This is a genomic window from Pseudomonas sp. LBUM1669, assembly GCF_059695705.1.
In genome coordinates this window covers 5,733,404-5,746,252 of record NZ_CP166784.1, presented here as the reverse complement: position 1 = coordinate 5,746,252, position 12,849 = coordinate 5,733,404, and the positions used below count along the sequence as shown (strand labels likewise).

The 12,849-nt window shown below is 59.0% G+C and carries 15 protein-coding genes; 7 read left to right on the top strand and 8 right to left on the bottom strand.

Features of this window, described 5'->3' with window-relative positions; all coding sequences use genetic code 11:
* Positions 1 to 5 precede the first annotated feature (5 nt).
* The 3 genes from trpD (at position 6) to ACA051_RS26785 (ending at position 2,746) form a co-directional block, all read left to right on the top strand.
* The gene (gene trpD / locus ACA051_RS26795) at positions 6 to 1,055 is read left to right on the top strand and encodes an anthranilate phosphoribosyltransferase (protein WP_497305880.1); all 1,050 of its coding nucleotides are present in this window, start codon (positions 6 to 8) and stop codon (positions 1,053 to 1,055) included.
* Positions 1,052 to 1,888, top strand: coding sequence for an indole-3-glycerol phosphate synthase TrpC (gene trpC, locus ACA051_RS26790; RefSeq protein ID WP_219096890.1), 837 nt, complete (start codon positions 1,052 to 1,054; stop codon positions 1,886 to 1,888). The genes trpD and trpC overlap by 4 nt, the downstream gene beginning before the upstream one ends.
* A 156-nt stretch (positions 1,889 to 2,044) precedes the next feature.
* Entirely contained in the window at positions 2,045 to 2,746 is a 702-nt protein-coding gene (locus ACA051_RS26785) for a lipoate--protein ligase family protein (RefSeq protein ID WP_497372517.1), read from the top strand.
* A 10-nt stretch (positions 2,747 to 2,756) separates the two neighbouring features.
* On the opposite strand, the gene crp is transcribed toward ACA051_RS26785, so the two are convergent.
* Positions 2,757 to 3,401 carry a cAMP-activated global transcriptional regulator CRP gene (crp, locus tag ACA051_RS26780; protein ID WP_008027103.1) on the bottom strand — a complete coding sequence of 215 codons (645 nt, stop codon included), beginning with the start codon at positions 3,399 to 3,401 and terminating at the stop codon, positions 2,757 to 2,759.
* Positions 3,402 to 3,633: 232 nt separating this feature from the next.
* On the opposite strand from crp, the gene ACA051_RS26775 reads away from it, so the two are divergent.
* Positions 3,634 to 4,056 carry an OsmC family protein gene (locus ACA051_RS26775; RefSeq protein WP_007941657.1) on the top strand — a complete coding sequence of 141 codons (423 nt, stop codon included), beginning with the start codon at positions 3,634 to 3,636 and terminating at the stop codon, positions 4,054 to 4,056.
* 238 nt (positions 4,057 to 4,294) lie between these two features.
* Entirely contained in the window at positions 4,295 to 5,089 is a 795-nt protein-coding gene (gene speD / locus ACA051_RS26770; RefSeq protein WP_094470371.1) for an adenosylmethionine decarboxylase, read from the top strand.
* A gap of 105 nt (positions 5,090 to 5,194) precedes the next feature.
* On the opposite strand, the gene coq7 is transcribed toward speD, so the two are convergent.
* The 6 genes from coq7 to hemJ form a co-directional block, all read right to left on the bottom strand.
* Positions 5,195 to 5,842 carry a 2-polyprenyl-3-methyl-6-methoxy-1,4-benzoquinone monooxygenase gene (gene coq7 / locus ACA051_RS26765; RefSeq protein WP_010467212.1) on the bottom strand — a complete coding sequence of 216 codons (648 nt, stop codon included), beginning with the start codon at positions 5,840 to 5,842 and terminating at the stop codon, positions 5,195 to 5,197.
* Between the two features lie 223 nt (positions 5,843 to 6,065).
* Positions 6,066 to 6,404 carry a histidine triad nucleotide-binding protein gene (locus ACA051_RS26760; protein ID WP_094470373.1) on the bottom strand — a complete coding sequence of 113 codons (339 nt, stop codon included), beginning with the start codon at positions 6,402 to 6,404 and terminating at the stop codon, positions 6,066 to 6,068.
* A gap of 81 nt (positions 6,405 to 6,485) precedes the next feature.
* Positions 6,486 to 7,274: an SDR family NAD(P)-dependent oxidoreductase gene (locus ACA051_RS26755; RefSeq protein WP_497296317.1), complete on the bottom strand. Its 789-nt coding sequence runs from the start codon at positions 7,272 to 7,274 to the stop codon at positions 6,486 to 6,488.
* A 62-nt stretch (positions 7,275 to 7,336) separates the two neighbouring features.
* Positions 7,337 to 8,314 (bottom strand): DUF805 domain-containing protein, encoded by a 978-nt coding sequence (locus tag ACA051_RS26750; RefSeq protein ID WP_497305874.1) that lies wholly within the window; start codon positions 8,312 to 8,314, stop codon positions 7,337 to 7,339.
* Between the two features lie 93 nt (positions 8,315 to 8,407).
* Positions 8,408 to 9,376, bottom strand: a complete 969-nt coding sequence (locus ACA051_RS26745; protein WP_497372515.1) for an NAD(P)H-dependent flavin oxidoreductase — start codon at positions 9,374 to 9,376, stop codon at positions 8,408 to 8,410.
* A 33-nt stretch (positions 9,377 to 9,409) separates the two neighbouring features.
* Positions 9,410 to 9,838 carry a protoporphyrinogen oxidase HemJ gene (gene hemJ / locus ACA051_RS26740; protein WP_497305872.1) on the bottom strand — a complete coding sequence of 143 codons (429 nt, stop codon included), beginning with the start codon at positions 9,836 to 9,838 and terminating at the stop codon, positions 9,410 to 9,412.
* Positions 9,839 to 10,134: 296 nt separating this feature from the next.
* Here hemJ and argC point away from each other — a divergent pair, with 296 nt between their 5' ends.
* Both argC and erpA read left to right on the top strand, forming a co-directional pair.
* Entirely contained in the window at positions 10,135 to 11,169 is a 1,035-nt protein-coding gene (argC, locus tag ACA051_RS26735) for an N-acetyl-gamma-glutamyl-phosphate reductase (protein WP_497372513.1), read from the top strand.
* A 169-nt stretch (positions 11,170 to 11,338) separates the two neighbouring features.
* Positions 11,339 to 11,689 carry an iron-sulfur cluster insertion protein ErpA gene (gene erpA / locus ACA051_RS26730; RefSeq protein ID WP_007947969.1) on the top strand — a complete coding sequence of 117 codons (351 nt, stop codon included), beginning with the start codon at positions 11,339 to 11,341 and terminating at the stop codon, positions 11,687 to 11,689.
* Positions 11,690 to 11,756: 67 nt separating this feature from the next.
* Here the strand turns inward: erpA and ACA051_RS26725 are convergent, their stop codons facing one another.
* A complete protein-coding gene (locus tag ACA051_RS26725; protein WP_497372511.1) occupies positions 11,757 to 12,848 on the bottom strand; it encodes an anhydro-N-acetylmuramic acid kinase in 1,092 nt (363 codons plus the stop codon).
* Between the last annotated feature and the right edge of the window lies 1 nt (position 12,849).

The following is a 12,849-nucleotide window of genomic DNA, read 5'->3' as shown; positions in this document are numbered from 1 at the left end:
TTTTCATGAATATCAAGACAGCCCTGAGCCGTATCGTCGACCACCTCGACCTCAGCACCGATGAGATGCGCGATGTGATGCGCGAAATCATGACCGGGCAATGCACGGATGCGCAGATCGGCGCGTTCATGATGGCCATGCGCATGAAGAGCGAAAGCATTGATGAGATCGTCGGTGCGGTGTCGGTCATGCGCGAGCTGGCGGACAAGGTCGAACTCAAGACCCTCGACGGTGTAGTCGATGTGGTCGGCACCGGCGGTGATGGTGCGAACATCTTCAACGTCTCGACGGCTTCCTCCTTCGTGGTGGCAGCAGCCGGTTGCACCGTGGCCAAACACGGTAACCGTGCGGTATCGGGCAAAAGCGGCAGCGCGGACTTGCTGGAAGCGGCCGGTATCTACCTGAACCTGACCCCAGTGCAGGTGGCGCGCTGCATCGACAACGTCGGCATCGGTTTCATGTTTGCCCAGACCCATCACCGTGCCATGAAGTACGCTGCTGGCCCGCGCAAGGATCTTGGTCTGCGTACCCTGTTCAACATGCTCGGCCCGCTTACGAATCCGGCCGGCGTGAAACATCAGGTGGTGGGCGTGTTCAGTCAGGCGTTGTGCCGGCCATTGGCCGAAGTCTTGCAGCGCTTGGGTAGCAAGCACGTGCTGGTGGTGCACTCGAAGGATGGCCTGGACGAATTCAGTCTGGCGGCGCCGACTTACGTGGCAGAACTGAAGAATGACCAGATCACCGAATATTGGGTCGAGCCAGAAGACTTGGGCATGAAGAGCCAGAGCCTGCACGGCTTGGCAGTGGAAAGTCCGGCGGCGTCCCTCGAGCTGATTCGTGATGCCCTGGGCAAGCGCAAGACCGAATTCGGCCAGAAAGCCGCCGAGATGATCGTGCTCAATGCCGGTGCGGCGCTGTACGCCGCCGACCTGGCGACCAGTTTGAAAGAAGGCGTTGCCCTGGCGCACGATGCGCTGCACACCGGCCTCGCTCGGGAAAAACTTGAGGAGTTGGGTGCATTTACCGCGGTATTCAAAGTGGAGAATGAGGGATGAGTGTACCGACGGTTCTGGAAAACATTCTGGCCCGCAAAGTCCAGGAAGTTGCCGAGCGCAGCGCCCGTGTGAGTCTGGCGGAGCTGGAAAGTCTGGCCAAGGCGGCCGATGCACCCCGTGGTTTTGCCAAGGCATTGATTGCTCAGGCCAAGTTGAAACAGCCGGCCGTCATTGCTGAAATCAAGAAAGCTTCGCCGAGCAAAGGCGTGATCCGCGAGCACTTCGTTCCCGCTGACATCGCCAAAAGCTACGAGAAGGGCGGCGCGACGTGCTTGTCGGTGCTGACCGATATCGATTACTTCCAGGGCGCCGATGCTTATCTGCAACAGGCGCGGGCGGCGTGCAACCTGCCGGTGATCCGCAAGGATTTCATGATCGACCCGTACCAGATCGTCGAAGCCCGGGCCTTGGGCGCTGACTGCGTGCTGTTGATTGTCTCCGCGCTGGACGACGTGAAAATGGCCGAGCTGGCGGCCGTGGCCAAAAGCGTCGGTCTTGATGTGCTGGTGGAAGTTCACGATGGCGACGAGCTGGAGCGGGCCTTGAAAACCCTCGACACGCCGCTGGTCGGCGTGAACAACCGAAACCTGCACACCTTCGACGTCAGCCTGGAAACCACGCTCGACCTGCTGCCACGTATCCCGCGTGATCGCCTGGTGATTACTGAAAGCGGCATTCTCAACCGGGCGGATGTGGAACTGATGGAAATCAGCGACGTGTATGCGTTCCTGGTGGGCGAGGCATTCATGCGCGCGGAAAGCCCGGGCACCGAGTTGCAGCGTTTGTTCTTTCCTGAGCGTGGCGGCCCGGTCAGTGGTTCGACCCTCGACTGAGTGCAGGCAGTAAAACCGCGGTGCCCCCTTCGCGAGCAAGCCCGCTCCCACATTTAATCGGCGTTGTCTGGATGGACGCTGACTAATGTGGGAGCGGGCTTGCTCGCGAAGAGGCCCTCAAATTCCCCAAACACTTTATGCCTGGTGGAGTAGTCCATGACCCAGCCGACCAATCTGACCGTCGAAGCCGGCTTGCTCGCCGAACAGGATCTGCTGGCCCATGTGTGCACCGGCGATTCAGACTTCGGCTTGATGTTCTGGCAACCCAGTGACCGGGCTTTGGTCATGCCCCGACGCCTGAATCGTCTACCCGGCTTCGAAGCTGCCTGCGAAGTCTCAGCCGCCGCCGGTTGGCCGGTGCTGTTGCGTGAGACCGGCGGTGAGCCGGTGCCGCAATCGGCATCCACCATCAATATCGCCCTTGTCTACGCACCCCCGCGTAGCGAAGGCGATCAAAACCGGATCGAAACCGCTTACCGCCGACTCTGCGACCCGATCTGTCAGTTACTGGATGAGATGGGCGGCGTTTCGTCATTGGGCGAAGTCGACGGCGCATTCTGCGATGGCCGTTTTAACGTCAATCTCGACGGCCGCAAGATGGTCGGCACCGCTCAGCGCTGGCGCCAGAGCAAGGGCGGCACGCGTCCGGTCGGGTTGGTGCACGGTGCGTTGTTGCTGGATAACGAACGTGAATCGATGGTCGCCGCAGTCAATCGCTTCAATGAAGCCTGCGGCCTTGAGCAGCGAGTGCGCGCCGAAAGCCACATTGCCCTGCATGAGAAATTTGCCGCGCCCGATGTGTTGGAGCGGCTCGACACGCTTTATCGCCAGGTGCTGGCGGACATGCTCGGGGCTTGAGTTTTCGAGCTTAGCGCGTACCGAAGACCACCATGGTCTTGCCTTTGACGTCCACCAGGTTGCGTTCTTCCAGATCCTTGAGCACGCGACCGACCATCTCCCGTGAACAACCGACAATCCGCCCGATCTCCTGGCGGGTCACTTTGATCTGCATGCCGTCCGGGTGGGTCATGGCATCCGGCTGTTTACACAGTTCCAGCAGGCAGCGGGCGACGCGACCGGTTACGTCGAAGAAGGCCAGGTCGCCGACCTTGCGCGTGGTATTGCGCAGACGCTGTGCGATTTGTCCGCTGAGCACGTAAAGAATGTCTGGATCCTGCTGGGACAGTTCGCGGAATTTTGCGTAGCTGATTTCCGCCACTTCGCACTCGATCTTCGCGCGTACCCAAGCGCTACGCTCCTGCTCGAGTCCCGCTTGTTCAAACAGACCCAACTCACCGAAAAAGTCCCCGGAGTTCAGGTAGGCAATGATCATTTCACGGCCGTCATCATCCTCGATCAGGATCGTCACCGAGCCCTTGATGATGAAGAACAGCGTTTCCGAGCGATCACCGGCACAAATGATGTTGCTCTTGGCCGCATAACGACGGCGCTGGCAATGCATCAACAGCTTGTCGAGGTTTTTGATTTTTGGGGTTGGGGCAATAGCAACCATGGTTGTATCCCGAAAATGGCTTCACGGTGTGTTTGGTTTTTTTATGAGTCGCTGAGGGTTGCGGCAAAGGCTGGCCATGCGCCAGCGAATTGGCGCCAGCTTAACAGACACTTCCTGCAATATTCGAAAATTTCCTACGCTCTGGAAGGTTATGCCCTACAAATGCAGGGCGCTGTCAATCCGGGGCCCTGTGCTAAGCTGGCGACCCTTTTTTAAGCAGTGGAGTCTGGCGATGAAGGCACGCATCCAATGGGCTGGCGAAGCCATGTTCCTCGGTGAATCCGGCAGTGGTCACGTCGTGGTCATGGACGGTCCGCCCGATGCAGGCGGTCGCAACCTGGGTGTCCGGCCGATGGAAATGCTCCTGCTGGGTGTCGGCGGTTGCAGCAATTTCGACGTGGTCAGCATCCTTAAAAAGTCCCGTCAGGCCGTCGAAAGCTGTGAAGCTTTCCTCGAAGCCGAGCGCGCGACCGAGGATCCGAAAGTCTTCACCAAGATCCACATGCACTTCGTGGTCAAGGGCCGTGGGTTGAAAGAAGCCCAGGTCAAACGCGCAATCGAACTGTCCGCGGAGAAGTATTGCTCGGCTTCGATCATGCTGGGCGCGGCTGGCGTGGCCATTACCCACGACTACGAAATCATCGAACTCGGTTGAATCGACATTCAACTATCATAAAAGCAGTGCAGACTCTGGCGATCCCAAGCTGACGTCTGCATAATGCGCCACTTTTTTCAGGGTAGTGGCCCGTCATCGACAGGCTGCGAACCCGAACAGACAACCAAAATCGCCATCGCGAAGAGGTGTTAACCGTCCTACGCAGCTGCGTTGTTCGCATCTGACGGGCATGCTTGATCACGCGGCCCGGGCCGCAATACATAGAGAGTTTTTAACGGTGAAAAGCAAACTCAAGCTCCACGGGTTCAATAACCTGACAAAGACCTTGAGCTTCAACATCTATGACATCTGCTACGCGGAAACCCCGCAAGACCAACAGGCTTACGTCGAGTACATCAATAAAGAGTACAACGCGAAACGCCTGACGCAGATCCTCACGGAAGTTGTCGATATCATTGGTGCCAACATCCTGAACATTGCCAGTCAGGACTACGAACCCCAGGGCGCCAGCGTCACGATTCTGATCTCTGAAGAGCCGGTAACCCCGACCGACAGCCAGATCGAAGAATCGCCGGGCCCGTTGCCCGAAATTATCCTGGCCCACCTCGACAAGAGCCACATCACGGTGCACACCTACCCGGAGATCCATCCGGACGACGGCATTGCGACATTCCGTGTGGACATTGACGTGTCGACCTGTGGCGTCATTTCACCGCTTAAAGCGCTCAACTTCCTGATTCACCAGTTCGATTCGGACATCGTGACCGTGGATTATCGTGTGCGCGGCTTCACCCGTGACGTGGAAGGCAAAAAGCACTTCATCGACCACGAGATCAACTCGATCCAGAACTACCTGTCCGAAGATACCCGCGGCGCGTATCAGATGACCGACGTGAACGTGTACCAGGAAAACCTGTTCCACACCAAAATGTTGCTGAAGAACTTCGAACTGGATGACTACCTGTTCGGCGATGCCACCAGCAACCTGTCCTCCGAGCAGCGTGCGCAGGTGACTGACCGTGTGAAACACGAAATGCTGGAAATCTTCTACGCGCGCAACGTGCCGAACTAAGATTTTCGAACACAAAAAAGGCGACTACCTCACGGCAGTCGCCTTTTTTATGGCTGGAACAACGCGCCCTTGCTCGCGATGGCGTCCTTTCCGGCAGCGTATCCGTCAGATCCGATAAGTACTCTTGGTCATTACCTTGGCCAGCAAACTCATTCCGAACTTCACCGGCGCCGGAAAACGAAACCCACCGGCATCCAGCGCACTTTCGGCATGATGTTCTTCATCAATCCGCATCTGCTCAAGAATCGCCCGGGACTTCTCGTCCTCCGCCGGCAATTGCTCAAGGTGCTCGTTCAAGTGTTTGCACACCTGATGCTCGGTGGCGGCAACAAACCCCAGACTGACCTTGTCGCTGATCAATCCGGCCACTGCGCCAATTCCGAACGACATGCCGTAGAACAGCGGGTTGAGAATGCTGGTGTGGCTGCCCAGTTGCTGGATGCGTTGCTCGCACCAGACCAGGTGATCGATTTCTTCTTCGGCAGCATGTTCCATGGCGGCCCGCACGTGCGGCAGCTTGGCGGTCAGGGCCTGACCCTGATACAGCGCCTGGGCGCAGACTTCGCCGGTATGGTTGATGCGCATCAAACCGGCAACATGGCGGGTATCTTCGTCACTCATTTGCGCATCCGGCTGCACAATGGCCGGCGACGGACGGTATGGCTGGCCACTGAAAGGCAGCAACGTGCGCATCGCGGCATCGGCTTGAAGCAGAAGACGGTCAATCGGCGAGTAGTGACGCTGGGTAGTCATGTTGACCTCCGGGAAGAATCTCGGCGGCCAGTTTAACCCAATCGGTCGGGGAAGGTTTGCGCTGGGTCATGTGGATGTCGCCGTGATCTGTAGGCGCGAGCGATGCGGCGACCCGACTTGCCCGCGAATGCGGTTTATCTGATGACATTAATGTGACTGTCAGATCCTTTCGCGGGCAAGTCGGGCCGCCGCATCGCTCGCTCCTACAGGGAAGAGCGGTGCATCAGCCCGGCGGCCAGTGCATCTGGCGCTGACCCAGCACATGCATATGAATGTGATAGACCGTCTGCCCACCCAATTCATTGCAGTTCATGACCACGCGGAAACCTTCTTCGCAGCCCAGTTCCAGGGCCAGGCGCTGGGCGGTGAACAGAATATGCCCGGCCAAAGCCTTGTCGTCCTCGGTGAGGTCGTTGAGGGTGCGCACCGCTTTTTTCGGAATGACCAGAAAATGCACCGGTGCCTGTGGGGCGATGTCGTGGAAGGCCAGTACCTGGTCGTCCTCGTAGATGATCTTCGCCGGGATTTCCCGGTTGATGATCTTGGTGAACAGAGTATCCACAGCTGTTTTCTCCGTTGTTTTGACTGGCCTGAGTGTACTCATGGGTTATCCACGAGCCCAGCCTTTTACCTTGAGGCCTGGTCAGCGCGGGCAGTAGGCCTTGTTGACCATGCCAGCGATTGTCCGGTTGAGCCAGCGCGAGCCGAGCCGCGGCAGGAAGGCGCGCCAGCGGTTCCCTCGGCCCGGAATAATGATTGCGCGATTTTTCTCAAGGGCGCGCACGGTATACAACGCAACCTCTTCGGGACTCATGAGCATGTTGCTGTCGGCCAGCTTGCCGGTGTCCAGTTGAGCGGTACGGAAGAACCCGGTACGGGTCGGGCCGGGGCACAGCACCGAGACCTTGACCGCACATTTCTTCAGTTCGACGCGCAACCCTTCGGAAAAATGCAGCACATAGGCTTTGCTGGCGTAGTACGTGCTCATCCACGGGCCGGGTTGGAAAGCGGCCGTTGAGGCGACATTCAGAATCTGCCCGCCCCCCTGCAAAGCCATGCTGTTGCCGATGGCATGGCACAAGCGGGTAAGTGCCAGGATGTTCACTTCGATCAGGTCCTGCTCGGTCATCCAGTCCTGGGCCAGGAATGGCCCGCAGGTGCCGATGCCGGCGCAGTTGATCAGCAGATCGATTTGCCGGTCACCTTCTTCCAGTTCCAGCAGGAACCCGGACAGCCGTAACGGTTCGCCCAGGTCACAGGCGCGGAACAATACTTCCACGCCAAAGCGTTGGGTCAGTTCAATGGCAATACTTTCCAGCTGATCACGTTGTCGGGCCACCAGAATCAGGCTGCGGCCGCGGCGGGCCAGTGCTTCGGCCATCGCCAGGCCGATGCCACTGGAAGCGCCAGTGATCAGAGCGTAACGGGTCATGCAGTTCTCCATCGCAACAGCCCCGCGCCGGCGACGCGTGTGTCACGGGCGGGGAGCGCTGTTCATTCTTTCGCAGAGTCTACAGGGGCCGGGGCTTCTTCGGCTTCATCGTCTGCAGAATCGGGTGCCTGCTCAGCCTCTGCGGCCGGCTCGACTTCAACTTCTTCAGTAATCACCGAGCTGCTGTCATAGCTGGTTTCGGCAGCAGTTTCATACTCTTGCTGGATCGCCGTAAGGCCTCCGGCCAGTGCGCCAACCAAGACGATGGCGATTAACACCACCCACAACGAAGACAGCACTTTGACCGCCGTGGTGTTGGGCGGAGGCGGTGCGCCGTAGCGATTGGCGATGTTGGTGCCCGGCGCGACCATGATCACGAACGGAAAGAAGCTGCCCACGAACGGGACCAGGTTCAGCAGCCAGAGCCAGCCGGACCAGCCGATGTCATGCAGACGCTGAACACTGATCTGGATGCTGACGACCGCGGCTGCGATGCACAGGATGAACGCTGCCAGGCCGCCGAGAATAAGGCCTGCGGTCGAATCGGCACTGATGATGGCGACTGCGAAAATCGCCGCTACGGAGCCGACCGCCAGCATGACCAGCGTCAGGACCATCGTCCACGCCAAATAGCGCAAACGACCGATGCGGCCTTCGACGCTGAATGGCTTGAGTATGGCGTATTCTGGCAGGGCTTCACCGACGGTAGCCCGGGGCGGGGCGTAAGGGGATGCCGGGTCGGCGAATTCGGATGGGCTGCTGACGGGCCGGTGTTCGTGAGCATCGGCCAGGTTCAGTTCTATGGACGGCTCGCTTTCGATGCGAGCATCGATACCAGTTTTCTTCAGCGCCTGAAGATAGGTTTGTGCGTCGGCGTGCGACAGGTCTTTCTTGAGTGTAACCGTCTTGCCAGTGAACAGCCGTTCGACCGCAGCGACTTCGCTTTTGTATAGCTCGGCCAGCTTCTGTTTAGCGGTGGTGGCGTCAACGTCTGGCAGCAGAGCGCCGTCGAACACGATCTTGAAACCGTTGTCGCTCATTGCGAGGCATCCTTGTCGCGAGTTTATTGAATGAGGAAATGTCACTGGCGTGAAGTGTAAGGCCAGCCGGTGTGGGCTGGCCAAACTTTCATCTCAGCGCGGCCAGCGTTTGGGCAGCTCGGCCGCCAGTTCCAGAGCCTTGCGGTACTCCGCGTCAAGTCGTGCGACCAATTGATCGACGCTCGGCAAATCATCGATTTCCCCGACACCCTGGCCCGCAGACCACACGGTTTTCCAGGCTTTGGCTTCATCGCTGATCGGCTTGAGTTTGGAGCCGAAGTCGACCTCGCCCTTGCCTTGCAGTGCTGCCATGTCGAAACCGGCAGCCTCCAGGCTTTGACGCATGAAACTCGCCGGTACGCCCGACACTGCCGGCGTATGGACGATGTCCGCGGCTCTGGACGTCAGCAGCATCTCTTTGTAGGCATCAGGCGCATGACTTTCAGTGGTGCCGATAAATCGCGTACCGAAGTAGGCCAGATCCGCGCCGAGCAATTGCGCAGCAAGGATCTCGTGGCCGTGGTTGAGGCAGCCTGCCAGCAGCAGGGTCTTGTCGAAGAACTGGCGAATCTCGGAAATCAGCGAGAACGGGCTCCAGGTCCCTGCGTGTCCACCGGCACCTGCTGCCACGGCGATCAAGCCATCCACACCGGCCTCGGCAGCTTTCTCGGCATGGCGGCGGGTCGTCACGTCATGGAACACCAGTCCGCCATAGCTGTGGACGGCATCTACCACTTCTTTCACGGCGCCGAGGCTGGTGATTACGATCGGTACTTTGTGCTCGATGCAGATCGCAAGGTCCGCTTGCAGCCGTGGGTTAGTGTTGTGAACGATGAGGTTGACCGCGTAAGGCGCCGGGTTTTCCAGTGTCGCCAACCCTGCTTCAATCTCTTCCAGCCAGGCCTTGAAGCCGCTGCTCTCGCGCTGGTTCAGCGCCGGAAAGCTGCCGACTACGCCGTTTCGGCAGCAGGCGAGCACCAATTGCGGATTGGAAATCAGGAACATCGGCGCTGCCACCACGGGCAGACGCAAACGTTGTTCGAGCAAAGCGGGCAGCGACATTGGAAGTACCCCGGTGAGTTGTGCCTATTGGAGTTAGAACGGCCGAACGACGACCAGAATTACGATAGCCAGCAATATCAGAACCGGCACTTCATTGAACCAGCGATAAAAGACATGGCTGCGGGTGTTTTCGCCACGGGCAAAACGCTTCACCTGTGCGCCGCACATGTGGTGGTAACCGATCAGGATCACCACCAGGGTCAGCTTGGCGTGAATCCACGCGCCTTGACTGAAGATGCTCGGGTTAAGCCAGATCAGCGCGATACCGAAAATCAGGGTAGCGATCATCGCCGGGCCCATGATGCCGCGGTACAGCTTGCGCTCCATGAGGCTGAAGCGTTCCTTGCTGACGCTGTCCTCGCTTTGCGCGTGATAAACGAACAGGCGCGGCAGGTAGAACAGGCCGGCAAACCAGCAGACCATGCTGACGATGTGAAGCGCTTTGAGCCACAGATAAAGCATTTTTAGTTATTCCCAGGTTCACGGTAGCCCGAATAGTAGAGAAAGTGTCCCGTCTCGGACATAACTGTTCAATTTTGACGGCGTCTTTTGCAGCCAGGCTGCGTTGCCGCTCCTCGCCATAGCGAGCTATGACTCGTCGCGGCGCCTTGTCTGGCCACAAAAGCCACTCGCCAAAAGTTGAACGTTATGCCCGAGACGGGACACATGAGCCGCCGCACGTCACCTAAGCGGTTGTCGCAGGCCCGCGCGGCCCCTATTATCGACGGCTTTCCAGTGGGTTCGTTGAGGGCAGGTTTATGGTCAAGGTCGGTATCGTCGGCGGCACGGGTTACACCGGTGTCGAACTGCTGCGTCTGTTGGCACAGCATCCGCAAGCTGAAGTGGTTGTGATCACTTCCCGATCCGAGGCCGGTCTGGCCGTGGCTGACATGTACCCGAACCTGCGAGGCCACTACGACGGCCTGGCTTTCAGCGTTCCGGACATCAAGACGCTGGGCGCCTGTGATGTGGTGTTCTTCGCCACGCCTCATGGTGTTGCCCATGCGCTGGCCGGCGAACTGCTGGGAGCCGGGACCAAGGTCATCGACCTGTCGGCGGACTTCCGTCTGCAAGACTCTGCCGAGTGGGCCAAGTGGTACGGCCAGCCGCACGGTGCACCGGAACTGCTGGAAGAGGCGGTCTACGGGTTGCCGGAAGTCAATCGCGAGCAGATCAAGGATGCTCGCTTGATCGCGGTGCCGGGTTGCTACCCAACAGCGACGCAATTGGGTTTCCTGCCTTTGCTCGAAGCCGGTCTGGCCGATACCACGCGTTTGATCGCTGATTGCAAATCCGGTGTCAGCGGTGCCGGTCGTGGCGCTTCGGTCGGTTCGCTGTACGCCGAAACGTCGGAAAGCATGAAAGCCTATTCCGTCAAAGGTCACCGTCATTTGCCGGAAATTCGCCAGGGCCTGCGTCGTGCAGCGGGCAAGGACGTCGGTCTGACTTTCGTTCCGCACCTGACGCCGATGATTCGCGGCATTCATTCGACGCTGTATGCGACCGTGGTGGATCGCTCGGTGGATCTGCAGGCGCTGTTTGAAAAGCGTTATGCCAACGAACCGTTCGTCGACGTAATGCCGGCCGGCAGCCATCCGGAAACCCGCAGCGTGCGTGGCGCCAACGTTTGCCGTATTGCCGTGCATCGTCCGCAGGACGGTGATCTGGTGGTGGTGCTGTCGGTGATCGATAACCTGGTCAAAGGTGCGTCGGGTCAGGCGGTGCAGAACCTGAACATCCTGTTTGGCCTGGATGAGCGTCTGGGCCTGTCCCACGCCGGCATGCTGCCGTAAGGCTTTATTCCTAGCAGCAAAAAGGCCCGACTGAACGGGCCTTTTTGCATTTTTAGCCGGCAATCGGGTTTATTGATATACCGTAACAATAGTTGACCAATTTTCTAGGAGAAGCGGATAATGCGCGTCATCACGCATTATGGCGGCGTAACGCCGGGAGATAGTCAGCATGAGCGTCGAATCCTTCACCCCCACCGCTTTGCAATTCACCCACGGTGCCGCGCACAAGGTGAAGAGCCTGGTCGATGAAGAGGGGAATGATCGCTTGAAGCTGCGCGTATTCGTTACGGGCGGCGGTTGTTCAGGTTTTCAGTACGGCTTCACCTTCGATGAAGAAGTGGCCGATGACGACACCATCGTCGAGCGCGAAGGTGTGAGTCTGGTCGTAGACCCGATGAGCTTCCAGTACCTGGCCGGTGCCGAGGTGGATTATCAGGAAGGTCTGGAAGGTTCGCGTTTCGTGATCAAGAATCCGAACGCCAGCACCACGTGTGGTTGTGGCTCTTCGTTCTCGATCTGATCGCGCTTCACCGCAATATCAAACGCCGCATGGCTTCAGGGCTTTGCGGCGTTTTGCTGTGCGGCGTTTATGCCGGGTAGATGGCGCCGAGTACGCGCAGGCCGCGGGCGCCGGTGACGCTCGGGCGGTTGGCGGCGATGCCTTCCAGGCAGCAATGGGCCAGCCAGGCGAAGGCCATGGCTTCGACCCAGTCCGGGTCCACGCCGTAATCGGCAGTGCTGCTGACTGTCGCGTTCGGCAGCAGGCTGGCCAGACGGTTCATCAGTGTGGCGTTGTGCGCGCCACCACCGCAGACCAGCAGTTCCTGAGTATCCGATTGTGCATGCTGCAGTGACTCGACGATGGTCAGCGCTGTGAGTTCAAGCAGAGTGGCTTGCACGTCTTCAGCGGCGAAGGACGGGAGTTTCGAGAGGTGCTGTGTCAGCCATGGCAGGTTGAACACTTCGCGTCCGGTGCTTTTCGGGCCTTTGGTCAGGAAGAATGGATCGCTCAGCAACTCATTCAGCAAAACTGGTTCAACCTTGCCGCTGGCGGCCCATTGGCCGTCACGATCAAAATTGTCGCCGCGTTGCTGGTGAATCCAGGCATCCAGCAGAACGTTGCCCGGGCCGCAATCGAAACCGGCGACAGGTTTGCCGGGCTCGATCAGGCTGAGGTTGCTGAATCCGCCAACATTCAACACCGCACGATGACCGGCGCGTTCATCAAACAACGCTTCGTGAAAGGCGGGCACCAAAGGCGCGCCTTGCCCGCCGGCGGCCACATCACGGCTGCGGAAGTCGCTGACCACAGTGATACCGGTCAGCTCAGTGAGCAGGGCAGGGTTGCCGATCTGAACCGTGAAGCCGCGCGCCGGTTCATGACGAATGGTCTGGCCGTGGCTGCCAATCGCGCGAATGTCTTCGGGTTTCAGGTTGTGTTGGTGGAGGAGGGTGTTAATGCCCTGAGCCGCCAGTTTCACCCAGTTCTGCTGGGCGATGGCGGAGCGGGCAATCTCGTCCGGGCCGCTGGCGCACAAGCCAAGCAGCTCGGCGCGCAGGGAATCAGGCATGGGGGTGTAGTGCGTGGCGATCAGGTTGATCCCCGGGGTCAGCTCGATCAGCGCAATGTCCAGGCCATCGAGGCTGGTCCCGGACATCACACCTATGTAGAGCGTCATG

What these genes read in the sequence shown, in the direction of transcription:
- trpD (WP_497305880.1), top strand. Translation starts at nt 6, where the DNA reads ATGAATATCAAGACAGCCCTGAGCCGTATCGTCGACCACCTCGACCTC.
- trpC (WP_219096890.1), top strand. Translation starts at nt 1,052, where the DNA reads ATGAGTGTACCGACGGTTCTGGAAAACATTCTGGCCCGCAAAGTCCAG.
- ACA051_RS26785 (WP_497372517.1), top strand. Translation starts at nt 2,045, where the DNA reads ATGACCCAGCCGACCAATCTGACCGTCGAAGCCGGCTTGCTCGCCGAA.
- crp (WP_008027103.1), bottom strand. Translation starts at nt 3,401, where the DNA reads ATGGTTGCTATTGCCCCAACCCCAAAAATCAAAAACCTCGACAAGCTG.
- ACA051_RS26775 (WP_007941657.1), top strand. Translation starts at nt 3,634, where the DNA reads ATGAAGGCACGCATCCAATGGGCTGGCGAAGCCATGTTCCTCGGTGAA.
- coq7 (WP_010467212.1), bottom strand. Translation starts at nt 5,842, where the DNA reads ATGACTACCCAGCGTCACTACTCGCCGATTGACCGTCTTCTGCTTCAA.
- ACA051_RS26755 (WP_497296317.1), bottom strand. Translation starts at nt 7,274, where the DNA reads ATGACCCGTTACGCTCTGATCACTGGCGCTTCCAGTGGCATCGGCCTG.
- ACA051_RS26750 (WP_497305874.1), bottom strand. Translation starts at nt 8,314, where the DNA reads ATGAGCGACAACGGTTTCAAGATCGTGTTCGACGGCGCTCTGCTGCCA.
- ACA051_RS26745 (WP_497372515.1), bottom strand. Translation starts at nt 9,376, where the DNA reads ATGTCGCTGCCCGCTTTGCTCGAACAACGTTTGCGTCTGCCCGTGGTG.
- hemJ (WP_497305872.1), bottom strand. Translation starts at nt 9,838, where the DNA reads ATGCTTTATCTGTGGCTCAAAGCGCTTCACATCGTCAGCATGGTCTGC.
- argC (WP_497372513.1), top strand. Translation starts at nt 10,135, where the DNA reads ATGGTCAAGGTCGGTATCGTCGGCGGCACGGGTTACACCGGTGTCGAA.
- erpA (WP_007947969.1), top strand. Translation starts at nt 11,339, where the DNA reads ATGAGCGTCGAATCCTTCACCCCCACCGCTTTGCAATTCACCCACGGT.
- ACA051_RS26725 (WP_497372511.1), bottom strand. Translation starts at nt 12,848, where the DNA reads ATGACGCTCTACATAGGTGTGATGTCCGGGACCAGCCTCGATGGCCTG.